Source organism: Kitasatospora sp. HUAS MG31, from assembly GCF_040571325.1.
GTDB classification, from domain to species: Bacteria; Actinomycetota; Actinomycetes; order Streptomycetales; family Streptomycetaceae; genus Kitasatospora; species Kitasatospora camelliae.
Genome location: NZ_CP159872.1, coordinates 3,213,533 through 3,228,430, shown reverse-complemented (window position 1 = coordinate 3,228,430; position 14,898 = coordinate 3,213,533). Strand labels below are relative to the sequence as shown.

The following is a 14,898-nucleotide window of genomic DNA, read 5'->3' as shown; positions in this document are numbered from 1 at the left end:
GTGCCATGAGTAGCCTCTTTGACGACCTCCCGCTCCCCGGCTTCGAGGACCCTGCCGTCGGGTCGAGCCCCGCTTCCAAGCCCGACACGACCCAGGTCCCGCCGCCGTACGACGAGGAGCCGTACGAGGGGGCCTACGAGCCTGCGCCGTACGAGCCCGCGCCGTACGAGGAGGCGATCCCGGACGACCTGTTCCAGGTCGACGTCGCCGCCCAGGAGGAGCGAGACGCCCACTACCGCAACGGGCACGCCCGCCCGGTGGTGGATCCGGCGCAGCTGCTGGAGGGGATGAACGAGCCGCAGCGCGACGCCGTGCTGCACGAGGGCTCCCCGCTGCTGCTCGTCGCCGGTGCCGGCTCCGGCAAGACCCGGGTGCTGACCCACCGGATCGCGTACCTGCTCGGCGCGCGCGGGGTGCAGCCGGGCCAGATCCTGGCGATCACCTTCACCAACAAGGCGGCCGGCGAGATGCGCGAGCGCGTCGAGGCGCTGGTCGGGCCGCGGGCCCGGGCGATGTGGGTGTCCACCTTCCACAGCGCCTGCGTGCGGATCCTGCGCCGCGAGAGCAAGCTGCTGGGCTTCACCTCCAGCTTCTCGATCTACGACGCGGCGGACTCGCAGCGGCTGATGGCCCTGGTCTGCCGGGATCTCGACCTGGACCCGAAGCAGTTCCCGCCGAAGTCCTTCACCGCGAAGATCAGCAACCTGAAGAACGAGCTGATCGACGAGGAGACGTACGCCGACCAGGCGGCGAACCCGATGGAGAAGAAGCTCGCCGAGGCGTACTTCCTCTACCAGCGGCGCCTGCGCGAGGCGAACGCGCTGGACTTCGACGACATCATCATGACCACGGTCAACCTGCTCCAGGCCTTCCCGGACGTCGCCGAGCACTACCGCCGCCGCTTCCGGCACATCCTGGTCGACGAGTACCAGGACACCAACCACGCCCAGTACATGCTGGTGCGCGAGCTGAGCGGCGGCGCCCGCACGGCCGCGCCCAAGCGCACGGTGGACGGCGACCTGGTGAACCCGGCGGCGGGGGCCCTGGCCGAGGTCCCGCCGGCCGAGCTCTGCGTGGTCGGTGACGCCGACCAGTCGATCTACGCCTTCCGCGGCGCGACCATCCGCAACATCCTCCAGTTCGAGGAGGACTACCCGGACGCGACGACCATCCTGCTGGAGCAGAACTACCGCTCCACCCAGACCATCCTCAACGCCGCCAACTCGGTCATCGAGCGGAACACCAACCGCCGCAAGAAGAACCTCTGGACGGCCGGCGACCACGGCGAGAAGGTGGTCGGGTACGTCGCGGACGACGAGCACGGCGAGGCCCAGTTCATCGCCGAGGAGATCGACCGGCTCACCGACAAGGACGCGGCCCGCCCCGGCGACGTGGCGATCTTCTACCGGACGAACGCCCAGTCCCGCGTGTTCGAGGAGGTGTTCATCCGGGTCGGCCTGCCGTACAAGGTGGTCGGCGGGGTGCGCTTCTACGAGCGCAAGGAGGTCCGGGACATCCTGGCCTACCTGCGGGTGCTCTCCAACCCCGAGGACACCGTGCCGCTGCGCCGGATCCTCAACGTGCCCAAGCGCGGCATCGGCGAGCGCGCCGAGGCGATGATCGAGGCGCTGGCCGCCCGCGAGCGGATCAGCTTCGCCCAGGCGCTGCTGCGGGTGGACGAGGCGTACGGGATGGCCGCGCGCTCGGCCAACGCGGTGAAGAAGTTCAACCAGCTGCTGGCCTCGCTGCGGCAGGTCGTCGAGGGTGGCGCCGGCCCGGCCGCGGTGCTGGAGGCGGTGCTGGAGGAGACCGGGTACCTGGCCGAGCTCCAGGCCTCCACCGACCCGCAGGACGAGACCCGGGTCGAGAACCTCCAGGAGCTCGCCTCGGTGGCCCTGGAGTACGAGAAGGACCCGGGCGAGCGTCCGGAGGGCGACGAGGGCCCGCCGGTGGGCTCGCTGGCCGACTTCCTGGAGCGGGTCGCGCTGGTCGCCGACTCCGACCAGATCCCGGAGGACGACGAGGAGGGCGCCGGCGTCATCACCATGATGACCCTGCACACCGCCAAGGGCCTGGAGTTCCCGGTGGTCTTCCTGACCGGCATGGAGGACGGGATCTTCCCGCACATGCGGGCGCTCAACCAGGTCAAGGAGCTGGAGGAGGAGCGCCGGCTGGCGTACGTCGGCCTCACCCGGGCCCGCCAGCGGCTCTACCTCACCCGGTCGGTGCTGCGCAGCGCCTGGGGCCAGCCCTCCTACAACCCGGCCTCGCGCTTCCTGGAGGAGATCCCGGACACGCTGGTGGAGTGGAAGCGGACGGGCGCCGCCGCGGTGCCGTCCTCGCGCGGGCTCGGGAGCCCCTCCGCGCGCTCCTCCTCGACGGCGGCCGCCCCGAAGGCGGGCTGGGGCCGGTCGGCGCGGAGCATGGCCGAGCGCGAGGTGGTCGCGCTGGCGGTCGGCGACCGGGTCACCCACGACACCTTCGGCCTCGGCACGGTGGTGGGCACCCAGGGCGTGGGGGACAAGGCGCAGGCGACGGTCGACTTCGGTACGGCGGGGCGCAAGCAGCTGCTGCTGCGCTACGCGCCGGTCGAGAAGCTCTGACACCGTCCGAGCAGGCGGTGGGCCCCTCGGCCCGGCGAGGTCGAGGGGCGGCCCCGCACGGGTGGGCCGCCGGGGCCGCAGTGACGTTTCAGCGGCGACGGTTCGGGCGGGTGGTCAGCGTGGATCGATGCCGTGGGCGAGCAGCCAGGGCAGCGGGTCGATCGGGCTCTCGCCGTTCGGACGGACCTCGAAGTGGAGGTGCGGGCCGGTGCTGTTGCCGGTGCTGCCCGAGTACCCGATGACGTCCCCGGCCTTCACCGGGCCCTTGCGGATGCGGTACGAGCGCTGGTGCGCGTACCAGGTCTGGGTGCCGTCGGAGGCGGTCACTATCGACAGGTAGCCGTAGGAGCTGTCCCAGCGGGTGGTGACCACGCCGTCGGTGGCCGCGCGGACCGGGGTGCCCGGCACCACCGGGAAGTCGATCCCGGTGTGGCGGGCGGCCCAGTTCACGCCGGACTGGCCGAAGCCGGCGCTCAGACCGTGCTGGGTGACCGGCAGCACGAACAGCGGCCGGGCGGCCTTCTTGGCGAGGTCGGCGCGGGCCTGGTTGCGGGCGACCCGGTCGGCGGCGGCGCGCTCGGCGGCCGCCCGCTCGGCCGCGTACTGGGCCTCGGCGTCCTCCGGGGTCTCCTCGGCCGCGTGCGGGGCCACCGGGCCGGCCGCCTGCGGGTGTACCAGGTCCGCCTGGTGCGCGAGGTCGGTCTGGACGTACGCCGCCGCGACGGCGAACACCCCGAGCGTGGCGGCGGACGGGATCGCCACGGTCAGGACTGCCGATCGGGTACTGCTCCGGGCGTGCGCGCGCTGCTGGGCGCGGGCGTCGCGTCGGTTGGGCGTCGGGGCCAAAGGATGCCGCCTCGGGGAACGGGACGAATCGACCGAGACTGTAGCCGAAACAGCCGAGACTGTAGCCGCTCGTACCGAGTCCGGACAATGTCCGCAGCTCAACAAGCATGGCGGTCTGTCAGGTCCCCCTCACCGTCCGGGCCGAGCCGGTCGGGTGCCTCCCGGGCCTCCCATGCCTCCCGACCGGTCCGCGTGTCCCGACCGGTCTGCGCGTCGGGCGCCGGCGACCGCTCCAGCGCGGCCCGGACCGCGGCGATCGCCCGCGGGTGCGCCGGCAGCCGGACGTGGCCGGCGCCGGGCACCAGCAGGTTCTCCGCCCACAGGTCCGGGTGGCGCAGCAGGGCGCTCCTGCGCGGCAGCACCAGCTCGTCCAACTCGCCGCGCACGGCGGTGAACCGGGCCCGGCAGCGGGGTACCGGGAGCCGCAGCTCGGCGAGCAGGTCGCTGCCCGGGCGGAGCTGCCGGGTGAGCGGGAACGGGCTCGGCAGCAGGGCGGCGGTGGTGCCCTCGTGCGGCGTGGCCAGGGTGACCACGGTCTGGGCGAGCAGGTCGCCGCCGAGCCGCTGGACGTAGTACCGGGCGATCAGGCCGCCCAGGCTGTGGCCGACCAGGGCGACCGGCCGGCCGCCGTGTGCCCGGACCGCCCACTCGACGTGCCGGGCGAGCAGCACGGCGGCGGCCCGGACGTCCCGGGTCAGCGGCGAGTAGTTCAGTGCGTGCAGGTGCGTCCAGCCGTGCCGGCCGAGCTCCCGGCGGAGCGGGCCGAAGACCGCCCGGTTGTCGGCGAAGCCGTGCAGCAGCAGGACCGGGCCGTGCGGCGCGGAACCGTCCGCCGGCCCCGGCGGGCAGCCGGCCGGACGGGGTTCGGGGGCGATGCCCAGGGGGTAGCGGATCAGGTGGTGGGCGAGTGCGGCGGCCTCCGCACCCGCGCCGCGGACCGCCTGGGCGGGCCGCTGGAACGGAACCGTGGTGGCGATGCTCATGCGACTCTCCCCGGCAGGGTGGCGCGGGGCCCCCACGCCGGTGCCGCGCGGGGGAGAGGGGTGGGTGGATCCTGTGATTTTCCCCTCCTCTCGACGGCCGAAACGGCCAGTGGGCCCCGCTGGCGCTACCCTCCCCTCAGGTCTGTTAGAACTGGTTAACACCTCGCCCGTGTCCGACCAGGTCAGCCGGGTGGTGGACAACGTGGTCCAGGAGGCAGTGATGGGTGTGTCAGGGCCGATCCGTGTGGTCGTCGCCAAGCCGGGGCTGGACGGCCATGACCGCGGCGCCAAGGTCATCGCGCGGGCGCTGCGCGACGCCGGTATGGAGGTCATCTACACCGGCCTGCACCAGACGCCGGAGCAGATCGTCGACACGGCGATCCAGGAGGACGCGGACGGCATCGGCCTGTCCATCCTGTCCGGCGCGCACATGACCCTCTGCGCCAAGGTGATCGAGCTCCTCAAGGAGCGCGACGCCGAGGACATCAAGGTCTTCTGCGGGGGCATCGTCCCGGACGAGGACATCGCCGAGCTGAAGGCGATGGGCGTCGCCGACATCTTCACCCCCGGCACCACGACCCAGGACGTGGTCCGCTGGGTCGAGGCCAACCTGCGCCCCGCCGGCTGACCTTCGCCGCAGGCGCAGGCGCAGGCGCAGGCTCAGCCGGAGCCGCGGTGACAGCCATGACTGTCGCCGGCACCGGCGTCCGGCACCGCTGACGTCCGTACCGGCCGGCCCCGGACGACGGGACACCCGTCGACCGGTGGCCGGCCGACGGACCGTCACCCCCCGAGCTCGTCGAGCATCGCGGCGCGGAAGCGCAGCGTCCCGGCGAGCCGTTCGAAGGTGTCCGCCCAGGCGGTGTCGGGTGCCGCGTCCGCCGCCAGGGCCTCCACGGCCGGGGCGGTCTCCGGTGCCAGGGCGCGCTCGGTCATGCCCAGCACCCCGCTGTGGCTCCACGGGTACGAGCCCGAGCGGGCGGCCCGCTCCAGCGCGGCGACCACGGCGGTGCTCAGTGGAGGCGTCCAGGGGGTGGCGCAGGCGCCGAGCAACTGGAAGGCGTCGGCCAGGCCGTGGGCCCGGACGAACGCGGCCGTCCAGGCGGCGCGCTCGGCGCCCGGCAGCACCGACAGCAGCTTCGACGGCGTGCCCGCGGTGCGGCCGGGCCGGCCCTCGCGGGGAGCCGGACCGAGCAGCGCCCGTGCCCACGCGGCGTCCTGCTGGCGGACGGCGGCGCGGGCCCAGGCCTCGCGCAGGTCGTCCGTCCAGTCCGAGGTGCCGTCCCCCGCGGGCAGCCGGAGCAGTTCCTCCGGGCCGAGGCCGGTCTCCGTCGTCCAGAACGCCAGCGGGGCGGCGGCCACGATCTCGCCGAACCACCAGGCCCGCTCGCCGCGGCCGGTCGGCGACTTCACGGTGATGCCGTCACGCTGCATGGCCGCATCGCAGACGGTCGGCGGGCTGACGGCGAGCCGACTGCCGTCCAGGCGCACGGCGGCACGGGCGCGCTCGGCCATCCGGGTGGCGAGCCCGGAGCCCGGGAGGGTGGAGAGCAGCTCGGCCGCGGTCGCCCGGACGTTCTTCGAACGGTCGGAGAGCGCGGCCTCCAGGAACGGCTCGTCCGCACCGGACAGGCCGTCCTGCAGCGCGTCCAGGAACAGCACCCGGTCCTCGGCGCGCTCGGTGGGCCAGGTGGAGCGGAGCAGCTCCAGGCCGCGGCCGGGATCGGTCCGGCGGAGCCGGGTCAGATGGGTGACCCGCTCGGCGAACAGACCCTCCTGCCAGACCTGCTCCGCCGGGTCGACGGATCCGTCGGGTCCGCCGGTCTCCGTCGACCGGTCGGGCTCGGCGGGTGCCGGACGGGTGCCGTCGGCCGTCCGGTTGACGAAGCGCCAGTCCGGATTCCGCTCGGCCAGCCAGCGGCCCAGCGGGCCGGCCAGCGCCACCGCGTCGCCACGCAGCTCGCTGCGGGCCCGGGCGGCGTCCAGCAGCGGCGGGACGAGGGCGGCGGGCGGCCGGTAGCCGCGTTCGCGGGCGGTGGCGAGCCACTGCGGGAGCAGCTCGGCGAGATTCGCCGGGGCACCGCCGGAGGCCCGGCCGCCGAGCAGCACCGACAGCCGCCGGGCGGCGGCCTCGGGCAGCTCGGGGCGGTGGTCGGGCGCGGCGGCCTCGGGCAGCCCGGGCGCCGGCAGGGCCTGCGCCCCGGCCCGGCGCCGGACGGTGCTCAGCGCGGCGAGCTCCAGCAGGGCGGCGGCCTGGTCGGTGCGGTCCACGGCGGAGGCCACGGTCACCAGGGCCGGGGTGCCGCCGGCCGGCGGGAGCGGCCGGCGGTCGGTGCCGAGCAGGGCCACGGTCTGCAGCTCGGCCCAGTCCTCGCCGGCGGTCGCGGGGGTGAAGGTGGGTGCGGTCACGGCCTGCCTCCCGTCGGGCGGATGCGGATGTACATGCGGATGGGGACGGCCGGACGCCGGTGCGGCCGACGGCCGGGACTGGGCCGGCGGGCGGGCGGCGCGAGGGGGCTCACTGGGCGACCCCGATCGGGCGGGCGCCCTCGGCCCAGACGGTCACCGGGGCGAACCCGGCGTGGCCGCACTCGCCGAAGAGGGTGACCGGCCGGCCCGCGGAGACCGCCGCCAGCCGCCACAGCGCCTGCTCGGGCACCGAGCCGCGCCGGACGCGGACCGCGCTGTGACCGTCCGTCAGCTGCCAGCCCTCCGGGGAGAGCACGGGGACGACCTCGCTCAGCACGGCCGGCCAGGACTCCAGCCACGGGTCCTGGGCCACGGCCGTGCCGTACGCGGCCATCGCCTCGGCCGGGGTGAGGCCGGCCGGCGGCTCGGCCGGGCCCTGCTCCGGGGTGCCGTAGCGGGTGCCGAGGGTGGCGCGGAGTGGGCGGGAGCCCGGGTGGAAGGCCAGCTCGGCCTCCAGCACCCGGCCGGTGGGCAGGGCCAGCTCGGGCGCCTGGCCGGGCCGGCCGAAGGCCAGCAGCAGGGCGGGCCGGCCGGTCTTGGCGCCGCGCAGCCAGAGCCGACGGGTGGTCAGCCGCTCGTCCGCGGTGTCCCGGCTGCCGAGCACCTGCCACCTGTCCCGGACGGTGGGGCCGGCCAGCAGCTCGGAGGCGTCCGTGGTGAAGCCGACCCGGGTGCGGACGGTGGCCGCCAGTGGCTCGGGCAGCTCCTCCACCCGCGTGAAGGCGCCCGCCAGCAGGTGCAGCAGCGCGTACTCCTCCAGCAGGTCGCCCTGCGGGGTGTGGCCCAACTCCCGGACCCGGCCCGCCAGGCCGGGGGCCTGGGCGTCGACCATCCGGGCGGCCACCTCCTCCCAGGAGGCGTCCGTGGTGTGGTCGGCCAGGCCGCGGCGCACCCCGTCGGCGAGCCGGAGCCGCAGCTCCTGGGCGCCGGCCGCGACCCGGGCGGAGCGCCGCTCGGCCCGCCGCCGCGCGGCCGCCGGATCGGCCTCGGCCGCCTTCGCCTGCTGCCGCGCGGCCTTCTGCTCGGCGGCGTCCTGACGGCTGCTCAGCCACTCCTCGACCCACTCCGGGACCTCGGAGCCCGCGGCGACCGCCTCGGCGGCCCCGGCCCACAGCAGGAGCAGGCCCAGGGCGTGCTTGCACGGGAACTTCCGGCTCGGGCAGCTGCACGTGTAGGCGGGCGTGCCCAGCTCGACCGCCGTCCGGTACGGGGTGCTCCCGCTGCCCTTGCACAGCCCCCACAGCGCCCCGCCGCCCCAGCCGGTCTCCGACCAGGGCGCGGGGCCGGAGAGCTTGCCGGCGGCCTTCTGTGACGACTGGTCAGGCGCGAGGGACAGGACGTGTTCGGTGCTCCAGCGTTCCTCCATGGCGGCGACGCTAGGCGGCCCCACTGACAGTCCGGAAGGGATGTCACTCGAACTGATGAACGATCAGTCCGGAGAGGCCGGATTGTCAGTGGCGGGGTGCATGGTGGATTCCGACCGGCCGGGAACAGGCGTGCGAAACGCTGCTCCGGCACCCGCCCTCATCTGCGCCGATGGTCCCACCGATCCCGAGCCGCCCCGACCCCGGAGCCCTGCCGGGGGTCTGCCCGGCGGCGGCCCGCACGAAGGAGTCCCGATGACCACCGACACCCAGGCCCCCGAGGTCCTCCGGCAGCACGCCGAGGACGCCTTCGCCGCCGAGCTGGCCGCCCTCGCCGCGCAGGACGACCGTCCGCGCCCGGAGCGCTGGCGGCTCTCGCCCTGGGCCGTCGCCACCTACCTGCTGGGCGGCGAACTGCCCGACGGCACCGTGATCACCCCCAAGTACATCGGTCCCCGCCGGGTGATCGAGATCGCCGTCACCACCCTCGCCACCGACCGCGCCCTGCTCCTGCTCGGCGTGCCCGGCACCGCCAAGACCTGGGTCTCCGAGCACCTCGCGGCCGCCGTCAGCGGGGATTCCACCCTGCTCGTCCAGGGCACCGCCGGCACCCCCGAGGAGGCCGTCCGCTACGGGTGGAACTACGCCCAGCTGCTCGCCAACGGCCCCAGCCGGGAGGCCCTGGTCCCCTCCCCGGTCATGCGCGCCATGGCCGACGGCAAGACCGCCCGGGTCGAGGAGCTCACCCGCATCCCCGCGGACGTGCAGGACAGCCTGATCACCATCCTCTCCGAGAAGACCCTGCCCGTCCCCGAGCTCGGCACCGAGATCCAGGCCGTCCGCGGCTTCAACCTCATCGCCACCGCCAACGACCGTGACCGCGGGGTCAACGACCTGTCCTCCGCCCTGCGCCGCCGGTTCAACACCGTCGTCCTGCCGCTCCCCGCCACGCTGGACGAGGAGGTCGACATCGTCACCCGCCGGGTCGGCCAGCTCGGCCGCTCCCTCGACCTGCCCGAGCTGCCCGGCGGCGCCGAGGAGATCCGACGCGTCGTCACCGTCTTCCGCGAGCTGCGCTCCGGCGTCACCGCCGACGGCCGGACGAAGGTCAAGACGCCCAGCGGCACCCTGTCCACCGCCGAGGCCATCTCCGTGGTCACCAACGGCCTCGCCCTCGCCGCCCACTTCGGCGACGGCGTGCTGCGTGCCGGCGACGTGGCCGGCGGCATCCTCGGCGCCGTCGTCCGCGACCCGGTGGCCGACCAGCAGGTCTGGCGCGAGTACGTCGAGGGCGTGGTCCGCGAGCGCGACGGCTGGAAGGACTTCTACCGCGCCGCCCGCGAGCACTCCCGCTGACGGCCAAGTCGAGATCGAAAGGAGGGAACGGCACATGGACGCAGGCGTGACCCTGCTCGGCGTACGGCACCACGGGCCCGGATCGGCCCGCGCCGTGGCCGCCGCCCTGGCACAGCTGCGGCCCGACACCGTGCTGATCGAGGGCCCGCCCGAGGCGGACCGGATCACCGCGCTGGCGGGCGAGAAGGAGATGGTCCCGCCGGTCGCCCTGCTCGCCCACGCGGCGGACGACCCGGCCCGGGCCGCGTTCTGGCCCTTCGCCGAGTTCTCCCCGGAGTGGGTCGCGCTCCGGTACGCCGTGGAGCGCGACCTCCCGGTCCGCTTCATCGACCTCCCGGCCGGCCACACCCTCGCGCCGGACGGCACTCCCGACGAGGCCGCGGCGGGTGCCCCGGACGGCTGCCCCGACGACGCCACCCGGGCACCGTCCGGCGAGGACGCCGCGGCGGCCGACCCGATCGCCGCCCTCGCCCGCGCCGCCGGCCACGACGACCCGGAGCGCTGGTGGGAGGACGTGATCGAGCACCGCACCCCCGGCGCCGACGCCCTCACCCCCTTCGAGGCCGTCGCCGAGGCCATGACCGCCCTCCGCGAGACCGGCCCGGTCGGCCGGCGCGACGAGCTGCGCGAGGCGTACATGCGCCAGCAGATCCGCGCCGCCCGCCGCGCCGGCCACCGCACCGTCGCCGTGGTCTGCGGCGCCTGGCACGTTCCCGCCCTCCGCGACATGCCGACCGTCGCGCACGACCGCGCCCTTCTTGCCGAGCTGCCCAGGAAGGTCAGGACCGAGATCACCTGGGTGCCCTGGACGCACCGCAGGCTCTCCCAGCACACCGGCTACGGCGCCGGCATCGACTCGCCCGGCTGGTACCGGCACCTGTTCGGCACCGAGCGGGACACCGTCGCCCGCTGGATCACCCGGATCGCCGAGCTGCTCCGCGCGGAGGACCACCCGGTCTCCTCCGCCCACGTCATCGAGTCCGTCCGGCTCGCCGAGACGCTCGCGGTGATGCGCGGCCGTCCGCTCGCCGGGCTGACCGAGACCCTCGACGCCGTGCGGTCCGTGATGTGCGACGGCTCCGACGTCCCGCTCGCCCTGGTGCACGACCGGCTGGTGGTCGGCGACGCCCTGGGCGAGGTCCCGGACGGCGCCCCCGCCGTCCCGCTCCAGCGCGACCTCACCCGCCTGCAGCGCAGCCTCCGGCTCAAGGCCGAGGCGGCCGACCGCGAGCTGGCCCTCGACCTCCGCAAGGAGCTCGACGCCGACCGCTCCCGGCTGCTGCACCGGCTGCGGCTGCTCGGCATCGACTGGGGCACCCCCAGCCGCTCCACGGTCAACTCCACCGGCACCTTCCGGGAGACCTGGCGGCTGCGCTGGGAGCCCGAGTTCGCCGTCCGGATCGCCGAGGCCGCCCAGTGGGGCACCACCGTCGAGAGCGCCGCCACCGGCAAGGTGATCGGCGACGCCGCCGCCGCGGCCGAGCTCTCCGACCTCACCGCCCTCGCCGAGCGGGCCCTGCTCGCCGGCCTGCCCGGGGCCCTGCCCGCGGTGATGCGGCTGCTCGCCGACCGCGCCGCCCTCGACACCGACGTCGCCCACCTAGCGGCCGCCCTGCCCGCCCTGGTCCGCGCCCTGCGCTACGGGGACGTCCGCGGCACCGACAGCGCCGCGCTGGCCGGGGTCGCCCGGGGCCTGGCCGAGCGGATCTGCGTCGGCCTGCCGCCCGCCTGCACCGGCCTCGACGCCGACGGCGCCACCGCGATGCGGGCCCACCTCGACGCGGTGCACGCCGCCGTCGGCCTGCTCACCGCCGACGACGGCCGCCCGGCGGGGGAGGGCCCGACCGTTGAGGGCCCGGCGGGGTCGGCCGGCGGGCCGGAGGGCTCGATCGCCGAGCGCTGGGCCGCCGCCCTGCGCTCGCTGGCCGCCCGCGAGCCGGGCGGCGGGCCGGCCACCGGCGCGCCCGGGCTGCTGCGCGGCCGCGCCGTCCGCCTGCTGCTGGACGACGGGCGGCTGGAGACCGAGGAGGCCGGACGCCGGATGGGCCTGGTCCTCTCGCCGGCCGGCAGCCCCGCCGACGCGGCCGGCTGGATCGAGGGCTTCCTGGCCGGCGGCGGAGCCCTGCTGCTGCATGACGCCGCCCTGCTCGGCCTGCTCGACGACTGGCTGGCCGGCGTCCCGGCCGACACCTTCACCGACCTGCTGCCCGTCCTGCGGCGGACCTTCTCCGCCCTGGAGGCCGGAGTCCGCCGGACGGTGGGCGAGCGGGTCGCCACCGGGCCGCTCACCGCCCCGGCCGCCGTATCGGAGGAGACCCCCGGGTACGACCTCGCCCGGGCCGACGCCGCCCTGCCCACCCTCGCCCTTCTCCTCGGCATCCCGGCCCCGGCCCCCGAGCGCCCGCGCATCCCGCACCAGGCGAGCCATCGCGACACCTGAGCCGCCGCCCGCCCCGAACCACCCGACTCCGCCCGAACCACCCGACTCCGCCCCGAACCACCCCGCCCTGCGCCGAAGGAGTGTCAGATGACCACCGCTCACGCCCCCGCGGCTCCCGCCCACCCCGCCGACCCGGCCGCCGAGCGGCTGCGCCGCTGGCGCCTGGTGCTCGGCGGTGAGGCCGACGGCACGGGCTGCCGGCTCGCCGGGCGGGACGCGGCGATGGACGGCGCGCTGTCCGCCCTCTACCGGGGGGCCGAGGCGGAGTCCGGCCGGTCCAGGTCGGGGCAGGCGCGGTCGGCGGGCCTGGGTGGTTCCGCCCCGCAGGTGGCTCGCTGGCTCGGCGACATCCGGGAGTACTTCCCGACCTCCGTGGTCCAGCTGATGCAGCAGGACGCGATCAGCCGCCTGGGGCTGGACCGCCTGCTGCTGGAGCCGGAGATGCTGGAGGCCGTCGAGCCGGACGTCCACCTGGTCGGCACCCTGCTCTCGCTGAAGCACGCGCTGCCCGAGACCACCCGGGAGACGGCCCGGGCGGTGGTCGGCAAGGTGGTCGCCGAGCTGGAGCGCCGGCTGGCCGACCGCACCCGCTCCACCCTCGGCGGGGCGCTCGACCGCAGTGCCCGGGTCAACCGCCCGCGCCACAGGGACATCGACTGGGGCCGCACCATCCAGGCCAACCTCAAGAACTACCTGCCCGAGCACCGCACGGTCGTCCCCGAGCGCCTGGTCGGGTACGCCCGCGCCCAACGCGCGGTGAAGAAGGACGTCATCCTCTGCATCGACCAGTCCGGGTCGATGGCCGCCTCCGTGGTGCACTCCGCGGTGTTCGGCGCCGTGCTGGCCTCGATGCACAGCCTGGACACCCGCCTGGTGGTCTTCGACACCTCCGTGGTCGACCTGACCGAGCAGCTGACCGACCCGGTGGACGTCCTGTTCGCGACCCAGCTCGGCGGCGGCACCGACATCAACCGCGCCCTGGCCTACTGCCAGTCGAAGATCACCCGCCCCTCCGAGACCGTGGTCGTCCTGATCAGCGATCTGTACGAGGGCGGCATCCGCGACGAGATGCTCAAGCGGGTCGCCGCGATGAAGGCCTCGGGCGTGCAGTTCATCGCCCTGCTCGCCCTGTCCGACGAGGGCGCCCCGGCGTACGACCACGCCCACGCCGCCGCCCTGGCCGCACTCGGCACGCCGGCCTTCGCCTGTACCCCGGACGCCTTCCCCGACATCATGGCCGCCGCCATCGAGAAGCGGCCGCTGCCGGTGCCGGACGGCCGGTAGGACCGGCGCCGCCCACCGGCGTCACCCCCAGGGGTGAGTAGGGCGCGGACGAAGGAGTGACGGGGGTACGGCCGCTCACACCCGCCGGTCACCCGGAGTGAGTTCGACCCATGGGTGGTACGGGTCGTACGGTTGTGACGGTTCTCACCAAACCGGAGCCGGTCCCGGGCGAAACAGTCCCGTCGTCCGGGGATAACCTGCCACACGGAACGTGACGCGCGTGTTGATTGACGATGCGCCCGGCGCGCTGCGTGGGCCGCAAGGACATATTTCTGCGTACCTGCGCAGCCCCGACGACCCGCAGCGAAGATCCTGCCGTGGCACGCTCGTAGAGACACAATCCGCGACCACGAACAAGGACAAACACGTGGACCTGTTCGAGTACCAGGCGAGGGACCTCTTCGCCAAGCACGGCGTGCCCGTGCTTGACGGCGATGTCATCGAGAACGCCGCAGACGCTGCCGCGATCGCGGAGCGCTTCGGCGGCCGCGCCGTCGTCAAGGCTCAGGTGAAGGTCGGCGGCCGAGGCAAGGCCGGTGGCGTGAAGCTCGCCTCCGACCCGGCGGACGCCGTCGCCAAGTCCGAGGCCATCCTCGGCATGGACATCAAGGGCCACACCGTCCACAAGGTGATGCTGGCCCAGACCGCGGACATCAAGGAGGAGTACTACGTCTCCTACCTGCTGGACCGCGCCAACCGCACCTTCCTGGCCATGGCCAGCGTCGAGGGCGGTATGGACATCGAGGAGGTCGCGGCCACCAAGCCCGAGGCCCTCGCGAAGATCGCGATCGACGCCAACGAGGGTGTGAACGCCGCCAAGGCCGCCGAGATCGTCGCCGCCGCGAAGTTCCCGGCCGAGGTCGCGGACCAGATCGCCGACGTCCTGCAGACCCTGTGGACCGTCTTCATCAAGGAGGACGCCCTCCTGGTCGAGGTCAACCCGCTGGTCAAGACCGGTGACGGCAAGATCATCGCCCTCGACGGCAAGGTCTCCCTGGACGAGAACGCCGAGTTCCGTCAGGCGGAGCACGAGGCGCTGGTCGACCACGCCGCCGCCAACCCGCTGGAGGCGGCCGCCAAGGCCAAGAACCTCAACTACGTCAAGCTCGAGGGCGAGGTCGGCATCATCGGCAACGGCGCGGGTCTCGTCATGAGCACCCTGGACGTCGTCGCCTACGCCGGCGAGAACCACGGTGGCGTCAAGCCCGCCAACTTCCTCGACATCGGTGGCGGCGCCTCCGCCGAGGTGATGGCGAACGGCCTGGAGATCATCCTGGGCGACCCCGACGTCAAGTCGGTCTTCGTCAACGTCTTCGGCGGCATCACCGCGTGCGACGCGGTCGCCAACGGCATCGTGCAGGCCCTCGCGCTCCTCGAGGAGAAGGGCGAGGCCGTCACCAAGCCGCTCGTCGTCCGCCTCGACGGCAACAACGCGGAGCTGGGTCGCAAGATCCTCACCGACGCCAACCACCCGCTCGTCGAGCAGGTGGACACCATGGACGGCGCCGCTGACCGCGCCGCCGAGCTGGCCAACGCCAAGTAAGGAAGGGGAC

At 74.7% G+C, this 14,898-nt stretch carries 10 protein-coding genes; 6 read left to right on the top strand and 4 right to left on the bottom strand.

Annotation, left to right across the window (positions count from 1 at the left end; genetic code table 11):
- The first annotated feature begins 5 nt into the window (after positions 1 to 5).
- Positions 6 to 2,603, top strand: a complete 2,598-nt coding sequence (gene pcrA, locus ABWK59_RS14360; protein WP_354640976.1) for a DNA helicase PcrA — start codon at positions 6 to 8, stop codon at positions 2,601 to 2,603.
- A gap of 114 nt (positions 2,604 to 2,717) precedes the next feature.
- Here pcrA and ABWK59_RS14355 read toward each other — a convergent pair whose 3' ends face one another.
- Together ABWK59_RS14355 and ABWK59_RS14350 are read right to left on the bottom strand one after the other, a co-directional pair.
- A complete protein-coding gene (locus ABWK59_RS14355) occupies positions 2,718 to 3,365 on the bottom strand; it encodes a M23 family metallopeptidase (RefSeq protein ID WP_354640975.1) in 648 nt (215 codons plus the stop codon).
- Between the two features lie 182 nt (positions 3,366 to 3,547).
- A complete protein-coding gene (locus ABWK59_RS14350) occupies positions 3,548 to 4,432 on the bottom strand; it encodes an alpha/beta fold hydrolase (protein ID WP_354640974.1) in 885 nt (294 codons plus the stop codon).
- 220 nt (positions 4,433 to 4,652) lie between these two features.
- Between ABWK59_RS14350 and ABWK59_RS14345 the strand changes: the two genes are divergently transcribed.
- A complete protein-coding gene (locus tag ABWK59_RS14345; protein WP_354644953.1) occupies positions 4,653 to 5,060 on the top strand; it encodes a cobalamin B12-binding domain-containing protein in 408 nt (135 codons plus the stop codon).
- 155 nt (positions 5,061 to 5,215) lie between these two features.
- On the opposite strand, the gene ABWK59_RS14340 is transcribed toward ABWK59_RS14345, so the two are convergent.
- Together ABWK59_RS14340 and ABWK59_RS14335 are read right to left on the bottom strand one after the other, a co-directional pair.
- Entirely contained in the window at positions 5,216 to 6,841 is a 1,626-nt protein-coding gene (locus ABWK59_RS14340; RefSeq protein WP_354640973.1) for a DUF5691 domain-containing protein, read from the bottom strand.
- A 109-nt stretch (positions 6,842 to 6,950) separates the two neighbouring features.
- On the bottom strand, positions 6,951 to 8,267 hold the full coding sequence (locus ABWK59_RS14335; RefSeq protein WP_354640972.1) for an SWIM zinc finger family protein: 1,317 nt from the start codon (positions 8,265 to 8,267) through the stop codon (positions 6,951 to 6,953).
- Between the two features lie 253 nt (positions 8,268 to 8,520).
- Here ABWK59_RS14335 and ABWK59_RS14330 point away from each other — a divergent pair, with 253 nt between their 5' ends.
- The 4 genes from ABWK59_RS14330 to sucC all read left to right on the top strand — a co-directional run bounded on the left by ABWK59_RS14330 (position 8,521) and on the right by sucC (position 14,888).
- The gene (locus ABWK59_RS14330; protein ID WP_354640971.1) at positions 8,521 to 9,621 is read left to right on the top strand and encodes an ATP-binding protein; all 1,101 of its coding nucleotides are present in this window, start codon (positions 8,521 to 8,523) and stop codon (positions 9,619 to 9,621) included.
- A 34-nt stretch (positions 9,622 to 9,655) separates the two neighbouring features.
- On the top strand, positions 9,656 to 12,061 hold the full coding sequence (locus ABWK59_RS14325; RefSeq protein WP_354640970.1) for a DUF5682 family protein: 2,406 nt from the start codon (positions 9,656 to 9,658) through the stop codon (positions 12,059 to 12,061).
- An 87-nt stretch (positions 12,062 to 12,148) separates the two neighbouring features.
- On the top strand, positions 12,149 to 13,345 hold the full coding sequence (locus ABWK59_RS14320; protein WP_354640969.1) for a VWA domain-containing protein: 1,197 nt from the start codon (positions 12,149 to 12,151) through the stop codon (positions 13,343 to 13,345).
- A 367-nt stretch (positions 13,346 to 13,712) separates the two neighbouring features.
- Positions 13,713 to 14,888: an ADP-forming succinate--CoA ligase subunit beta gene (gene sucC, locus ABWK59_RS14315; protein ID WP_354640968.1), complete on the top strand. Its 1,176-nt coding sequence runs from the start codon at positions 13,713 to 13,715 to the stop codon at positions 14,886 to 14,888.
- The last annotated feature ends 10 nt before the right edge of the window (positions 14,889 to 14,898 follow it).